The sequence below is a fragment of the Enterobacter cloacae complex sp. IR5459 genome, from assembly GCF_049238005.1.
Classification (GTDB): domain Bacteria; phylum Pseudomonadota; class Gammaproteobacteria; order Enterobacterales; family Enterobacteriaceae; genus Enterobacter; species Enterobacter hormaechei_C.
The window spans coordinates 37,426-51,032 of the sequence record NZ_JBMKIG010000002.1 but is presented as its reverse complement, the minus strand read 5'-3'; the positions used below and the strand labels follow the sequence as shown (position 1 = coordinate 51,032).

At 55.9% G+C, this 13,607-nt stretch carries 13 protein-coding genes; all 13 read left to right on the top strand.

Annotation, left to right across the window (positions count from 1 at the left end):
• Positions 1 to 13: 13 nt before the first annotated feature.
• Complete coding sequence (gene gspE, locus ACOTX4_RS03640) at positions 14 to 1,492, top strand: type II secretion system ATPase GspE (RefSeq protein WP_045332335.1); 1,479 nt, start codon at positions 14 to 16, stop codon at positions 1,490 to 1,492.
• Positions 1,492 to 2,700 (top strand): type II secretion system inner membrane protein GspF, encoded by a 1,209-nt coding sequence (gspF, locus tag ACOTX4_RS03635; protein WP_017384864.1) that lies wholly within the window; start codon positions 1,492 to 1,494, stop codon positions 2,698 to 2,700. Before gspE ends, gspF begins: the two co-directional genes overlap by 1 nt.
• Before the next feature lie 3 nt (positions 2,701 to 2,703).
• A complete protein-coding gene (gene gspG, locus ACOTX4_RS03630) occupies positions 2,704 to 3,153 on the top strand; it encodes a type II secretion system major pseudopilin GspG (RefSeq protein WP_003858352.1) in 450 nt (149 codons plus the stop codon).
• Complete coding sequence (gene gspH, locus ACOTX4_RS03625) at positions 3,153 to 3,638, top strand: type II secretion system minor pseudopilin GspH (RefSeq protein WP_023315725.1); 486 nt, start codon at positions 3,153 to 3,155, stop codon at positions 3,636 to 3,638. Before gspG ends, gspH begins: the two co-directional genes overlap by 1 nt.
• A complete protein-coding gene (gspI, locus tag ACOTX4_RS03620) occupies positions 3,631 to 4,011 on the top strand; it encodes a type II secretion system minor pseudopilin GspI (protein ID WP_023315726.1) in 381 nt (126 codons plus the stop codon). Before gspH ends, gspI begins: the two co-directional genes overlap by 8 nt.
• Positions 4,008 to 4,667 (top strand): type II secretion system minor pseudopilin GspJ, encoded by a 660-nt coding sequence (gspJ, locus tag ACOTX4_RS03615; protein WP_023315727.1) that lies wholly within the window; start codon positions 4,008 to 4,010, stop codon positions 4,665 to 4,667. The genes gspI and gspJ overlap by 4 nt, the downstream gene beginning before the upstream one ends.
• Entirely contained in the window at positions 4,664 to 5,674 is a 1,011-nt protein-coding gene (gene gspK / locus ACOTX4_RS03610; RefSeq protein ID WP_023315728.1) for a type II secretion system minor pseudopilin GspK, read from the top strand. The genes gspJ and gspK overlap by 4 nt, the downstream gene beginning before the upstream one ends.
• Positions 5,675 to 5,689: 15 nt before the next feature.
• Positions 5,690 to 6,823 (top strand): type II secretion system protein GspL, encoded by a 1,134-nt coding sequence (gene gspL, locus ACOTX4_RS03605; RefSeq protein WP_023315729.1) that lies wholly within the window; start codon positions 5,690 to 5,692, stop codon positions 6,821 to 6,823.
• Positions 6,820 to 7,305, top strand: coding sequence for a type II secretion system protein GspM (gene gspM, locus ACOTX4_RS03600; RefSeq protein WP_022650705.1), 486 nt, complete (start codon positions 6,820 to 6,822; stop codon positions 7,303 to 7,305). The genes gspL and gspM overlap by 4 nt, the downstream gene beginning before the upstream one ends.
• The gene (locus ACOTX4_RS03595) at positions 7,302 to 8,099 is read left to right on the top strand and encodes a prepilin peptidase (protein ID WP_023315730.1); all 798 of its coding nucleotides are present in this window, start codon (positions 7,302 to 7,304) and stop codon (positions 8,097 to 8,099) included. The genes gspM and ACOTX4_RS03595 overlap by 4 nt, the downstream gene beginning before the upstream one ends.
• Positions 8,100 to 8,351: 252 nt before the next feature.
• On the top strand, positions 8,352 to 11,054 hold the full coding sequence (locus tag ACOTX4_RS03590; RefSeq protein ID WP_023324390.1) for a glycosyl hydrolase family 18 protein: 2,703 nt from the start codon (positions 8,352 to 8,354) through the stop codon (positions 11,052 to 11,054).
• Positions 11,055 to 11,155: 101 nt separating this feature from the next.
• Complete coding sequence (gene iagB / locus ACOTX4_RS03585; RefSeq protein WP_022650708.1) at positions 11,156 to 11,596, top strand: type III secretion system invasion protein IagB; 441 nt, start codon at positions 11,156 to 11,158, stop codon at positions 11,594 to 11,596.
• Positions 11,597 to 11,730: 134 nt separating this feature from the next.
• Complete coding sequence (locus ACOTX4_RS03580) at positions 11,731 to 13,551, top strand: chitinase (protein ID WP_045332337.1); 1,821 nt, start codon at positions 11,731 to 11,733, stop codon at positions 13,549 to 13,551.
• Positions 13,552 to 13,607 lie beyond the last annotated feature (56 nt).

Here is a 13,607-nt window from a genome sequence, read left to right as displayed (position 1 = left end):
GGAGGGATAAAACGTGGACGAACTGAGTAAATCCCTGTGTAGCAGCAACTACGCAAAAGATAACGGCGTTCTGCTTTACGACAATGACGTCTATATCCGTGAGGACACCCCGGCGTTAGCACTGCTGGAGGTGCGCCGGGTGCTTGGACGCGCGTTCGTCCCGATCACTCTGGCGCCGGAAGCGTTTGATGAGATGCTGGCCAAAATCTGGCAGCAGAGCAGCGGCGTGTCGCAGCAGCTGGTGGACGACATGGACGCGGATATCGATCTGATGGCGTTAACCGAGGAGATCCCGGATAACGAAGATCTGCTCGATAACGACGAAAACTCGCCGGTGATCCGCCTGATCAACGCCATTCTCGGCGAGGCGGTGAAGGACGGCGCGTCGGATATTCATATCGAAACCTTCGAGCGCACCCTGAGCATTCGCTTTCGCGTTGACGGCGTGCTGCGCCCGGTGCTGCAACCGGCGCGTAAGCTCGCCCCGCTGCTGGTATCGCGAATCAAGGTGATGTCGAAACTCGACATCGCCGAGAAACGTCTCCCCCAGGATGGCCGTATCTCCCTGCGCATCGGTCGCAAGGCGATCGACGTGCGTGTGTCGACCATTCCGTCCCAGTACGGCGAGCGCGTGGTGATGCGTCTGCTCGATAAAAGCAATCTCAAGCCCGACATCAACAAGCTGGGGCTGATTGATGAAGAGCTGGAGAAGCTGAAAGGGCTGATCGACCGCCCGCACGGGATCATCCTCGTTACCGGCCCGACGGGTTCCGGTAAAAGTACCACGCTGTACGCCATACTCTCGGCGCTGAACGGCCACGAACGCAACATTCTGACCGTGGAAGATCCGATTGAGTACGAGCTGGAAGGGGTGGGGCAGACGCAGGTTAACCCGCGCGTGGACATGACCTTTGCCCGTGGGCTGCGCGCGATTCTGCGTCAGGACCCGGACGTGGTGATGATCGGGGAAATTCGTGACGGTGAGACCGCCCAGATCGCGGTGCAGGCGTCGCTGACCGGTCACCTGGTGATGTCGACGCTGCACACCAACAGTGCCGCAGGGGCGATAACCCGTCTGCGGGATATGGGGCTGGAGTCCTTCTTAATCGGTTCATCGTTGCTCGGTGTCATTGCCCAGCGTCTGGTGCGTCGGCTGTGTACGCACTGCCGGACCACCAGTCCGCTGGACGCCAATGAAAAAGCGCTGTTCAGCTTTATGGACGCGCCGCCAGAAGCGATTTACCGCGCGGTGGGGTGCGAACACTGCCGTCAGAGCGGCTATCAGGGCCGCGCCGGTATTCATGAATTTCTGGTGGTGGACAGCGCCATGCGCCGCGCCATCCATGAAGATAAGGACGAAATGACCCTCGAAACGCAGCTCTTTAAGCAGGCCTACAGCCTGCGTGAAAACGGGCTGCTGAAGGTGATCGGCGGCGTGACGTCTCTGGAAGAGGTCATGCGCGTCACCGCCGAGCGTGGGGGGGATGCATAATGGCTTTCTACGCCTGGACAGCGACGGATGCCGCGGGGAAAACCCAGCGCGGGACGTTACAGGCCGAGGGGCAGAAGCAGGTTCGCCAGTGGCTTCGCGAGCAAAAGCTGATGCCCGTCAGCATTACCGAAACCCGCGAAACGGCGGCTGGCGGGAAAGCGAAAACCGGGGTGAAGCTCTCCACTCCGGTGCTGTCGATGTTTACCCGTCAGCTTTCGACGCTGGTCAACGCCGCGCTGCCGCTGGAGAGCGCGCTGAAGGCGATCTCGAAGCAGACGGAAGACAAAAAGCTGGCGGCGATGGTGGTGGAGATCCGCGAGAAGGTGGTGGAAGGCCACACCCTGTTCGATGCCTTCAGCCAGTTCCCGCGCACCTTCGACAAGCTTTACTGCACGCTGGTGATGGCCGGGGAGAAAACCGGTCACCTGGGCGACGTGCTGGAGAAGCTGGCGGAGTACAACGAGCAGCGCCAGAAGATGAAAAGTAAGCTGACGCAGGCGATGGTCTACCCGATAACCCTCACTGTGGTCGCCATCGCGGTCATCAGCATCCTGCTGGTGGCGGTGGTGCCGCAGGTGATCGAGCAGTTCACTCACATGAAGCAGCAGCTGCCGATCACCACCCGGACGCTGATTGCGGTAAGTGATTTCCTGCAAGCCTGGGGCATTTATATTGTGGGCATTCTGGGGGGCGGCTTTATCGGCTTCAAAACCTGGCTGAGGAATGCCAAAAACCGTTTTCGCTGGCACAGCTGGCTGGTGAACGGCTCGCCGATTAAAAAGCTGGTCTGCGCCATCAACAGCGCCCGCTATATCCGTACCCTGAGTATTTTGCAGGCCAGTAGCGTGCCGCTGCTGGAGGGGATGTATATCGCGATGGACGGTATCGAAAACCGCTATGCCCGGCAGGTGCTGGAGCAGGCCGCCGACACCGTGCGCCAGGGGGCGTCGCTGTATGCGGCGCTGGAACAGGCGAAATTATTCCCGCCCACCATGCTGTATATGATTGCCTCCGGTGAAGAGAGCGGGGAATTAGGTAATTTAATGGATCGCGCGGCGGAAAATCAGGAATCGGCCTTACAACATCGAATTACATTAACGCTGTCGGTCTTTGAACCGGCGCTGGTGGTATCCATGGCGACGATTGTTTTATTCATCGTGCTTTCAATATTACAACCGCTTCTGCAACTTAATAATATGGTAGGTTAAATCATGGCTTTAAAACGTAAAAACCTGGCTCGCCAGGCGGGCTTCACATTGCTCGAATTAATGGTGGTCATTGTTATTCTCGGCGTACTGGCGAGTATGGTAGTGCCAAATTTAATGGGCAATAAGGAAAAAGCCGATACGCAAAAAGCAACCAGCGATATTGTCGCGCTCGAAGGCTCGCTGGATATGTACAAGCTGGATAACCACCGCTACCCGACCACAGAGCAGGGTTTGCAGGCGCTGGTGACCAAACCTGAAATCGCGCCAATCCCGAACGGCTACCGCACGGACGGCTATATCCGTCGCCTGCCGCAGGACCCCTGGGGCAATGATTATCTGCTGGTGAGCCCGGGTGAACACGGCGCGGTGGACGTCTTCTCAGCCGGTCCGGACGGCGAAGCCAATACCGCCGATGACATTACCAACTGGTCTCTGGATAAGAAAGAGAAATAATGAAAAATCAACGCGGCTTTACGTTGCTGGAAATTATTCTGGCGCTGGTGATATTTGCCAGTTGCGCCATGATGGTGGTGTCCACCATTCCTTCGCGCAGCGGCGCGGATATATTTGGCCAGCAATTAAAAGCGCTCGTTGATTATGGTTCAGACCGTGCGGTGATGGACGGAAATATTGTCGGGCTGGTGATCGCCACCGATAAATATCAGCTGGTGACGATCGCCGATGAAAATGGCGAGCGTCACTGGGTGCCATTATCTGCCGGACGCATTTCCACCAAAGGTGATTTTCCGGAAGAGATGCATGTGTCGCTCTCGCCGCAGCGCCTGGCCGCGACGGTGACGTCCGAGCCGCAGGTAATCTTTTTACCGGACGGTGAAATCAGCCGCTTTACGCTGACGCTGCAAAGTTATGACAAACAGCACCATTTCCGCGTGGTGTCGCAAGGTGCGGCGCCGGTATCGGTAGAAAACGATGGCTAACGGCAACAAAAAGCAAAAGGGGATGACGCTGCTGGAGGTGATGGTCGCTCTGGTGATTTTCTCCACCGCCGCGCTGGCGCTGATGAACTCGGTCTCCCTGAACGTGCGTTTTACCCATGGCCTGGCCGATACCTTGCAGGCCAGTTGGGTGGCGGAAAATCAGCTGGCGGAAGCACAGCTCACGAAAACCGACTTCCCGGATGCTGAACAGCAGGGGACGGAAATCATGGGCGGGCGCAGGTGGAACTGGCGTAAGCAGCGGGTGAAAACGGCCGACAACGTCTGGGCGAATACAATACGCGTGTATGCGGAAGGCGATGAGAGCCAGCCGGTTATTTCCCTGCATATCATTCCGCCGGGAGAGAGCAAGTGAAGAAAATGCGACGCCAGCGCGGATTTACCCTGCTGGAGATCATGATTGCGCTGACTATCTTCGCGGTGATCAGCACCCTGGCCTGGCAAATTCTGGACGGCGCGATGCGTACCAGCTCGGCGACGGATGCCAGCGCCGCAAAGCTCAACCAGCTTCAGCGCGCCTGGAGTCTGATGGAGCGTGATTTTTTCCAGCTTCAGGCGCGCGCCCCGCGTAATGAGCCGGAGCTGTTTCGTCAGGCGGGCGATGCCCTTGAACTGACCACCCTGAATGGCGTGAGCGGAACGGTCCAACTGGAGCGCGAGCGCTGGCGGCTGGAAGAGGGGCGTTTGTATCGCGACGTCTGGCCGGTCATTGACGGCCCGGCGGAAGTTAAGCCTGACGAAGTGCCGATTGTCAGCGGCGTTAAATCATTGCAGTGGCGGTTTTATCGTCAGGGCTGGCTGAAAAGCTGGAGCGACGCCGCCCATCTGCCGGACGGCGTGGAGGTTACGTTGACGATGGAAAACGGGGATACCTGGCGCTGGGTATTCACCACGCCGGGTGATATGCCGGAGGTGGCCGCTGCCGCGGCGCCAGAGAAAGCCGCCGACGCGCCTGGGACGCCCCCGGATGCAGCCCCTGCGCCTGCCCCTTCGCCGGAGACCAGACCATGAAGCGGATCCGTCAACAACAGGGCGTAGCCCTGCTGGTGGTGCTGATTTTGCTGGTGATGATGTCGGCGCTGGCCGCCAAAATCAGCCAGCAGTTCTGCCGTAATTTGCAGAAAACGCATTATCAGGTAAGCCAGCAGCAGCTGCGCTGGGCGATGCAGGCCCAGGAAAAAGTGGTGAAGGACCGGTTACAGACCGACGCCAGCGGCGAGAGCAAGCCGCTGGCGCTGGACGGCGACTGGCATCAGCCGCTGGAGACGCAGGGTGAAGATTACACGGTCGTGAGCCAGGTGGAAGATGCGCAGGACTGCTTTAACGTCAATAACCTGTTGACCGCCGACATCGCACCCCAGGGGCAAAGCGCTCCCGCGGTGGCGGAAACACCGCGTAAAGCGCGGATTGTAGAACAACTTCTGACGGAAAGTGGGCTCAGTCCGGGCACGGCGGAGGCGGTCTATTTCCAGCTGGTGGATTATCTCGATGGTGACAGCACCACGGCGAAGGAGGGGGCCGAAAGCGATGCGTGGGCTGGCGTCGTGCCCGCGCGGCAACCGGCAAATCAGATGATGCGCAGCATCGCGGAAATCAAACTGCTGCCGGCGTTCCCTGTTACGGCATATCCAAAGGTGAGCAAGCTGTTATGCGCGCTGCCGGACGCCGCCAGCAAGGTGGACGTGAACACCCTGCAACCGGAACAGGCCGCCGTGCTGGCGGCCATGTTCCCGGGAAAACTCACGCGGGATGACGCCGTTCGCCTGCTGGATTCGCGTCCGGAATCGGGCTGGGAAAATATGGAAGCGTTCAGCAAAGCGCTGGAGCAGGCCTTCCCGCAGTTAAAAGACGATCTCCCGCAGGTGGTGGATCAATTTTCTATAAACAGCCGGTACTTCCGCGTGAATTACACCGGCAATACCGATGAATTAACGCTTCGCGTGGTCAGCCAGCTTCAGGTGAATAACGAAGCCGGTGAGATCGTGACGTGGCAGCGTCGTTACCGAATGATTGAATAAGAAAAGTAGAACGTTATGAAACAGGTACTTTTTGTTCGTCCCGACAGCCGCGAGGGCGGGAAAATAATGTGGTGTGAGTCCGGCAGCGAGCGCGTCGAGGTGGTCGACAGCCTGGAGATGCTGGCCGAACACCCCCTGGCTACGCGCGTTTGTCTCCTGTTACCCGCCAGCGACATGATTTTCCGCCATTTTAGGCTACCGAAAAAGGTGGCTTCTCAGGGAATGGCCTTCTCGTGGATGGCAGAAGAGACGCTGATTGGCGACGTGGACAACCTCCACTGGACGGTACTCCACAAAAAAGGCGCCGACGTCGACGCCGTGGCCATTGACGCCGACCGCCTGCGCGCAACATTAACCCGCTGTCAGGAGGCCGGATTAAACGTGATTCAGGCCCTGCCTGATGCCTGGCTCCTGCCCGTGACGGCAGGGGGCAGCACGCTGGTCGCGCAGGATGATGGCTACTGGCTGCGTTTATCGCCCCATGTGGCGGGTGAAATGGAGGCAACCCTGCTGCCGCTGTTAATGCAGAAAGCCGGGGGCGGGGAAGTGTGGTGTTACGGCGATGCGCCTGCGAAGGTGCACATTGACGTGCAGCATGCCTGGCAGCATCCGCTGGCGCTGATCCAGCCGCAGTGGCAAACCTGTCGCGTTAACCTGCTTCACGGTGAATTCAGCCTTAAGGCCGGTCATGGGCGGGCAGCGAAAAGGATGAAAGCCGCGATGGTGGCGGCGGGCGTGCTGTCTGTTGGTCTGCTGCTGGGGCCACGCATTGCGATGGCCTGGATGCTGGTGCAGCAGGAAAATCGGGTGCAGCAGGAGATCGTCCAGGTTTATCAGCACCATTTCCCCAGCATGCGGCAGCAGACCAATATCAAATATCACTTTGGCCAAAGCCTGAAAAAACAGAGCAAGGGGTTCTTTCTTCAGCTTGAGGAGCTGGAGAAAGCCCGGCAGTCAGTCCCTGCGATGGAGATCGATCTGCTGGAATACGATGCGCAGCAAAACACCCTGACGCTGAGCGTCAGCGCGCAAAACCAGCCCGCGTTGCGGGCGTTTGTTAACCAGACCAGTGAGAATTTTGATTTTACCTTACAGCCTGTTTCAACAACCGAACCGTATACCGCCATGATCGCAGGGAAACATAAATGAAAGAGCGAATCGCACAGCTGAAAGCGCGCTATCAGAATTACAGCGCCCGGGAAAAAATCATTTTAAAAATATGTGCCGTTGCTATTGTGGGGGCAGCGGTGTATTACACAGGAGTGATCCCCTTGGATAATATGATTAAAAATAGTAAATCGACACTTAAAAGACAAAAAGAGACGCTTAACTGGATGCGCAGTGAAATTGATAAAAATCATCTTCAGATCCAGTTAGTCAAAACGGATAATCCGCGTACGGTGGTCGAGAATAGCGCCCATGAAATTAACCTTTCGCTGACGGATGTGCGCCAGGAGGGGCAAACTTTATCGTTCGTGGTGAATCGGGTTAATGTGTATGAATTAAAAAGCTGGCTGCGTGAAATTAATCAGACCACCGGTGTGAGATTGCAAAAAATTAACCTCACGCCGGTTGACCACCTCAGCGATGTGAAAGCGCAGGTGCAACTCACCTGGGCAAAAAACGCATGAATACCTTCGCGCTGATGCGGGATGCCTTTCCGGTAGGGTTCCCGATAATGAGTGCGATCCTGGGCGGCATTGTGGGCAGTTTTCTTGGCGTTGTCGCCGAACGCGTACCGGGGATGGTGATGGATGAGGAGGGGAGCGGTAATCTGCTCATTCCGGCCTCGCACTGTTCGGTGTGCCAGCACGCCCTCGCCGCGTGGGAAAACATCCCGCTGCTCAGCTGGCTTTTATTACGGGGGCGCTGCCACCAGTGCGGCAGCGCGATCCCGCTGCGACTCTTTCTGGTCGAACTGATCTCCGCCTTGTTTTTTGGCATCACGGCCTGGTGCATGCCGGACGTTCAGGCGCTGTTCTCTTTGTGGTTACTGGCGGCTTTTTTACTGCCGCTGGCCATGATCGACTGGCAGCACCAGCTGCTTCCGGACTGCCTGACCCAGCCGCTGCTGTGGGCAGGTCTCTTGCTTCATGTGTTTGACCACACGTTGCCGCTACGCGATGCGCTGTTCGGCGCGGTGGCGGGCTATCTGTCGCTCTGGCTGCTCTACTGGGCTTTTCGTCTGATCACGGGACGAGAAGGTCTGGGTTACGGGGATTTTAAGCTACTGGCGGCGCTGGGCGCCTGGTGCGGCTGGCAGGCGTTGCCCTCTATTGAACTGGCGGCAGCGTTAAGCGGTATTGTCGGTTATTTCGCCGTAAATAATTTAAATAAAAATAACCTCACTATTTCTTTTGGTCCTTATCTCGCCTTTGCTGGAATAGGGGTTTTTATTAGTCAGCAAATTGCTTTCACATTTTAAATATACAGGTCAAGATTTTTTATAAATCTTTTTGATGGAGGAAGGAAAGGACGATCCTTTACGCTCAGTGTATCGTAAGAGATATAAGCTACACGGGATTTGGCTTGTATCTTTTAATGGAGGAATACAACGCAGCAACAATTTTTGTTCACGGCACTCACGTTGGTTAAATACGCATTACGCGAAACGCATCCATGATCTCACGGAAGACATGGGTTACTACGTTATAAATAAATTTATCAGGAAATAAAAATGAAATTTATGAAGCCAAAATATCTGGCGCTCTTTATTGCGGCGGCAACCAGCTCCGCATTTGCAGCAGCGCCAGGTGCACCGACGATCGGCTATGGCAATGACAAATTTGCCCTGGTGGAAGTGGATCAGGCTGCACAGGATTATAACAATCTTGTCAAAGTGCATAACGATGGCGTGGATGTAAAAGTTGAGTGGAACGTCTGGAGTGGTGATGCGCCAACTTCTGCGAAAGTTCTGCTGGACGGACAGACCGTGTGGACCGGCGCAGCCGGTGCGACGGGCTCTGCAACGTTTAAAGTGAAAAAAGGCGGGCGTTATCAGGAACAGGTTGAAGTCTGTAATGCCAGCGGCTGTGCGAAAAGCGCCAGTAAGCTGATTATTGTGGCTGACACCGACGGTAGCCACCTGCTGCCGCTGAATACGTCTCTCCAGGAGAACAACAAAGCGTTCGCGAAGCATACCGATAAAGTGGTTGCGGCCTACTTCCCGGAATGGGGCGTTTACGACCGTAACTTCCCGGTTGATAAGATCCCTGCGGCAAACCTCAACCACATTCTGTACGGCTTCATTCCAATCTGTGGCGGTGACGGCATCAACGACGGCCTGAAAACCATTGAAGGTGGTAACAGCTTCCGCGTGCTTCAGAACGACTGTAAGGGCCGTCCTGACTTTACCGTGGCGATCCACGACCCATGGGCTGCGCTGCAAAAACCACAGGCTGGCGTCTCCAACTGGGATGATCCGTACAAAGGTAACTTTGGCCAGCTGATGGCGCTGAAAAAAGCGCATCCAGGCCTGAAAGTGCTGCCATCTATCGGCGGCTGGACGCTTTCCGATCCGTTCTTCCACATGGGCGACCCGGCTATCCGAGCACGCTTTGTCTCTTCTGTGAAAGATTTCCTCCAGACGTGGAAATTCTTTGACGGCGTGGATATCGACTGGGAATTCCCGGGAGGTGGCGGTGTAACCGAAAACCTGGGTAACCCGCAGCAGGATAAAGCGACCTATACCGCACTGATGCACGACCTGCGCACCATGCTGAACGAGCTGTCTGCACAGACGGGCCGTACCTATGAACTGACCAGCGCCATCGGTGCAGGTCGCGATAAGATCGAAGACGTGGATTACACTACGGCTCAGCAGTATCTCGACCACATCTTCCTGATGAGCTACGACTTCTACGGCGGCTGGAGCAACACCGTTCTCGGCCACCAGGCTGCGCTGCGTGCGCCAGCATGGCGTCCGGACACTGATTACACCACTGAAAACGGCGTTAACGCGCTGCTTGCGCAGGGTGTACAGCCAGGCAAGATCGTGGTGGGTGCGGGCATGTATGGCCGCGGCTGGACCGGCGTGCATGGCTACACCGGTGACAATCCATTCACCGGTACGGCAACCGGCATGGTGAAAGGCACCTGGGAACCGGGCGTGGTTGACTATCGTCAGATCGTGAACGAATACAAAGGCAAACCGGGCTGGGAATACGGCTACGACACGACCGCTGAAGCCCCTTACGTCTTCAACAAATCCACCGGCGACCTGATCTCGTATGAAGATGCGCGTTCAACCACTGCGAAAGGCAAGTATGTTCTGGCCAATAAACTGGGCGGTCTGTTCGCGTGGTCTATCGACTCTGATACCGGCGACATTCTGAATGCGATGAACGAAAGCCTGCTGGGCGGCGACTCGACTCCGGTTGATCCGGTGGTCACCAACCACGCGCCAATCGCGTCCTCTGCCGATCAGAACGTGTCTGGCCCGGCAACCGTCACGCTCGATGGCTCTGCTTCCAGCGATCCTGATGGCGATGCGATTACCTACAAATGGACTCAGGTCTCTGGTCCGTCTGTCACCATCAACAACAGCACCAAAGCGAAAGCGACCTTCAATGTTGCGGCAGCGACCACCGACCAGACCATGACGTTCCGCCTGACGGTGACCGATGCAAAAGGCCTGAGCAACGCGATTGATGTCCAGGTGGTGAACAAGGCGCCGAAAGCTAACCAGGCACCGGTTTTAAACCCAATGGAAGCGATCACGCTTGAATCTGGTGAAACCTATGCGCTGCATGCCCAGGCTGCGGACCCAGACGGTGATGCGCTGACCTACGCCTGGAGCGTACCAGCAGATATGCACGCCACCGGAACTGACTCCGCGAACGTGAATATCACGGCGCCGGAAGTGAGCTCGACGTCTACCTACACCCTGAGCGTGGTAGTGAGCGACGGTAAGACCAGCGTGCAGTCTAACGTCCAGGTTACCGTGAATCCGAAAGCGGCGCCTGCACCGGTACCTGCTGACGAAGACACTAACCCGGCGGATGACGTTACCCCTCCGGCTGATGATGTGACTCCTCCGTCTGACAAAGGAAGCTGCGATGCACCTGTGGATGCTAACGCCAGCAAATACGCGGCGTGGGAATCCAGCAAAATCTACAACGGTGGCGATACCGTAAGCTTCGACCATCTGGTGTGGAAAGCGAAGTACTGGACTCAGGGCAATCAGCCTGGCTTCGGTGTGGATGCATGGGAGCTGGTGAGCAACGTGAAGATGAACTGGCGTTCTGACCTGGTCTACAACGGCGGCGACACTACCACCTATGAAGGTAACGTTTACCGTGCGAAATGGTGGACCCGTGGTGATAACCCAGCCAACAGCGACGTATGGGTAAAAGAAGGCGCATCAACAGATTGCAAATAATCTAACCCATTAATCACTCCCCCTTTAGAGGGGGAGTGATTCAAAATTCATTTTACAGGATGTTGGTAAGGAGAAATAACCGAAACTGTCAGCAGGTAAAAATGAAAAAGTTAATTTTGTTGTTATTAATAATAAGCCAAAGCGCACTGGCAAATTGTTGGGATAAAGCGGCGCATTATTATCATGTCGATCCTTATTTACTGTACGCGATAGCGAATGTGGAATCCGGTATGAATCCGTATGCGGTTGGGCAAAACCGTGATGGCACGCGGGATGTCGGGCTGATGCAAATCAACAGTTCGCATTTTACCGCGCTGGAAAGCAGAGGCATCGACGAATATCGATTAATCACGGAGCCGTGTACTTCGATCATGGTCGGGGCTTCTATCCTTTCCGGGATGATCAGGGTGTATGGCTATAACTGGGAAGCCGTTGGCGCGTATAACGCCGGACTGAAAAAAGAAAATTATCCGCAGAGGATGAAATATGCCCATAAGGTCTGGGCCAAATATCAGCAACTGAAATTAGCAGCACGTTATTAACGTTTTTTATTTTTGAAGAATTCCTGAAGGTGTTCTTCGAAAAGTGAAAACAGCTGAATGTGGTTTATGTATTAACGGAGTAATACCTAAGCCGGGATATTAACATTTAATTTGAAACGAACAGGAAAACTGAAATGAACAAAAGGACGTTACTGAGTGTACTCATTGCGGGAGCCTGCGTGGCGCCATTCATGGCCCAGGCTGCGAATCTGAAGGAGACCAGCAGTGAGCCGTACACCATCAAAGCCAGCGATCTGGCGAAGAAAGAGAAGGAACTGACGGACTTCCCGCTGATGGCTTCGGTTAAAGAGACCATCCAGACGCTGGATAACGCGCAGGTCGAACTGATTGAGCCAGGCCGGGCGGCGAACCCGGACAACGTTAAACGCGTTGAAGGGATTGTGAAAGCCAGCGACTGGGAATATCTCTTCCCGCTGCGCGCCCAGGCCTATACCTACAGCAACTTCCTGAAAGCCGTGGGTAAATTCCCGGCGCTGTGTAAAACCTATAATGACGGTCGTGACAGCGACGCCATCTGTCGCAAAGAGCTGGCCACCATGTTTGCCCACTTTGCCCAGGAAACTGGCGGCCACGAAAGCTGGCGTCCGGAAGCCGAATGGCGTCAGGCGCTGGTCCACGTACGTGAAATGGGCTGGAGCGAAGGGCAGAAGGGCGGTTATAACGGCGAATGTAACCCGGACGTCTGGCAAGGACAGACCTGGCCTTGCGGTAAAGATAAAGACGGCGATTTCCTGAGCTATTTCGGACGCGGTGCGAAACAGTTGTCTTACAACTACAACTACGGTCCATTCTCTGAAGCGATGTACGGCGACGTGCGTACACTGCTCGACAAACCTGAGCTGGTGGCGGACACCTGGTTGAACCTGGCGAGTGCGATCTTCTTCTTCGCCTATCCGCAGCCGCCAAAACCAAGCATGTTGCAGGTGATCGACGGTACATGGCAGCCGAACGACCACGATAAAGCCAACGGTCTGGTTCCGGGCTTTGGTGTGACCACCCAGATCATCAACGGCGGCGTTGAGTGCGGCGGCCCGACTGAAATTGCGCAGTCTCAGAACCGTATCAAATACTACAAAGAGTTTGCAAACTACCTGAAAGTGCCTGTTCCGGCGAATGAAGTGTTGGGTTGCGCCAACATGAAGCAGTTCGACGAAGGTGGCGCAGGCGCCCTGAAGATTTACTGGGAACAGGACTGGGGATGGAGCGCGGATACCCCGGACGGCAAAACCTACTCTTGCCAGCTGGTGGGCTACCAGACTCCGTTCAGCGCCTTTAAAGAAGGTGACTACAGCAAGTGCGTGCAGAAGTTCTTTAACGTGAAAATCGTTAACGATGATGGTTCTTCCGTTACCCCGGACGAAACCCCGGTCACGCCAACACCGACGCCATCTGGCGATGAAACGCCAGCGCCAACACCAACGCCGGATGAAACCCCGGTCGAACCTGTTGTGGTGAACCACGCGCCGGTTGCGCAGATTGCCGGTCCGATCGGTGCAGTGGAAGCAGGTGCGCAGGTTTCTCTGAGTGCGGAAGGCTCTACCGATCCTGATGGCAACAAACTGACGTATACCTGGCGTTCCCAGGATGGTCAGACTGTTACCGGTCAGGACAAAGCGGTTGTGACCTTCACAGCGCCAGAGTCTGCGACGGCGCAGCAGTATGAAGTGAGCCTGACCGTCAGCGATGGCGAGCTGAGCAGCACCACGTCTTACCTGCTGAACGTGAAAGCGAAAGCGGCAACGCCATCCGGAGAAGATACGTCTTACCCGGCATGGAGCGCGAACAGCAAGTACAACGCCGGTGATATCGTGAACAACCACGGTAAACTGTTCCAGTGCAAACCGTTCCCGTACAGCGGCTGGTGTAACAACTCTCCAACGTACTATGAACCAGGCACAGGTCTGGCATGGGCTGAAGCCTGGACGGCTCTGTAAAAGCAAACGGCAACCCCCAGGGTTGCCGTTTTAGTGTCTGCACCCTCTCCCTGTGG

Coding starts and splice junctions, on each gene's coding strand:
- gspK (WP_023315728.1), top strand. CDS start 4,664: ATGAAGCGGATCCGTCAACAACAGGGCGTAGCCCTGCTGGTGGTGCTG.
- gspG (WP_003858352.1), top strand. CDS start 2,704: ATGGCTTTAAAACGTAAAAACCTGGCTCGCCAGGCGGGCTTCACATTG.
- gspI (WP_023315726.1), top strand. CDS start 3,631: ATGGCTAACGGCAACAAAAAGCAAAAGGGGATGACGCTGCTGGAGGTG.
- ACOTX4_RS03595 (WP_023315730.1), top strand. CDS start 7,302: ATGAATACCTTCGCGCTGATGCGGGATGCCTTTCCGGTAGGGTTCCCG.
- ACOTX4_RS03590 (WP_023324390.1), top strand. CDS start 8,352: ATGAAATTTATGAAGCCAAAATATCTGGCGCTCTTTATTGCGGCGGCA.
- gspM (WP_022650705.1), top strand. CDS start 6,820: ATGAAAGAGCGAATCGCACAGCTGAAAGCGCGCTATCAGAATTACAGC.
- gspL (WP_023315729.1), top strand. CDS start 5,690: ATGAAACAGGTACTTTTTGTTCGTCCCGACAGCCGCGAGGGCGGGAAA.
- gspH (WP_023315725.1), top strand. CDS start 3,153: ATGAAAAATCAACGCGGCTTTACGTTGCTGGAAATTATTCTGGCGCTG.
- iagB (WP_022650708.1), top strand. CDS start 11,156: ATGAAAAAGTTAATTTTGTTGTTATTAATAATAAGCCAAAGCGCACTG.
- ACOTX4_RS03580 (WP_045332337.1), top strand. CDS start 11,731: ATGAACAAAAGGACGTTACTGAGTGTACTCATTGCGGGAGCCTGCGTG.
- gspF (WP_017384864.1), top strand. CDS start 1,492: ATGGCTTTCTACGCCTGGACAGCGACGGATGCCGCGGGGAAAACCCAG.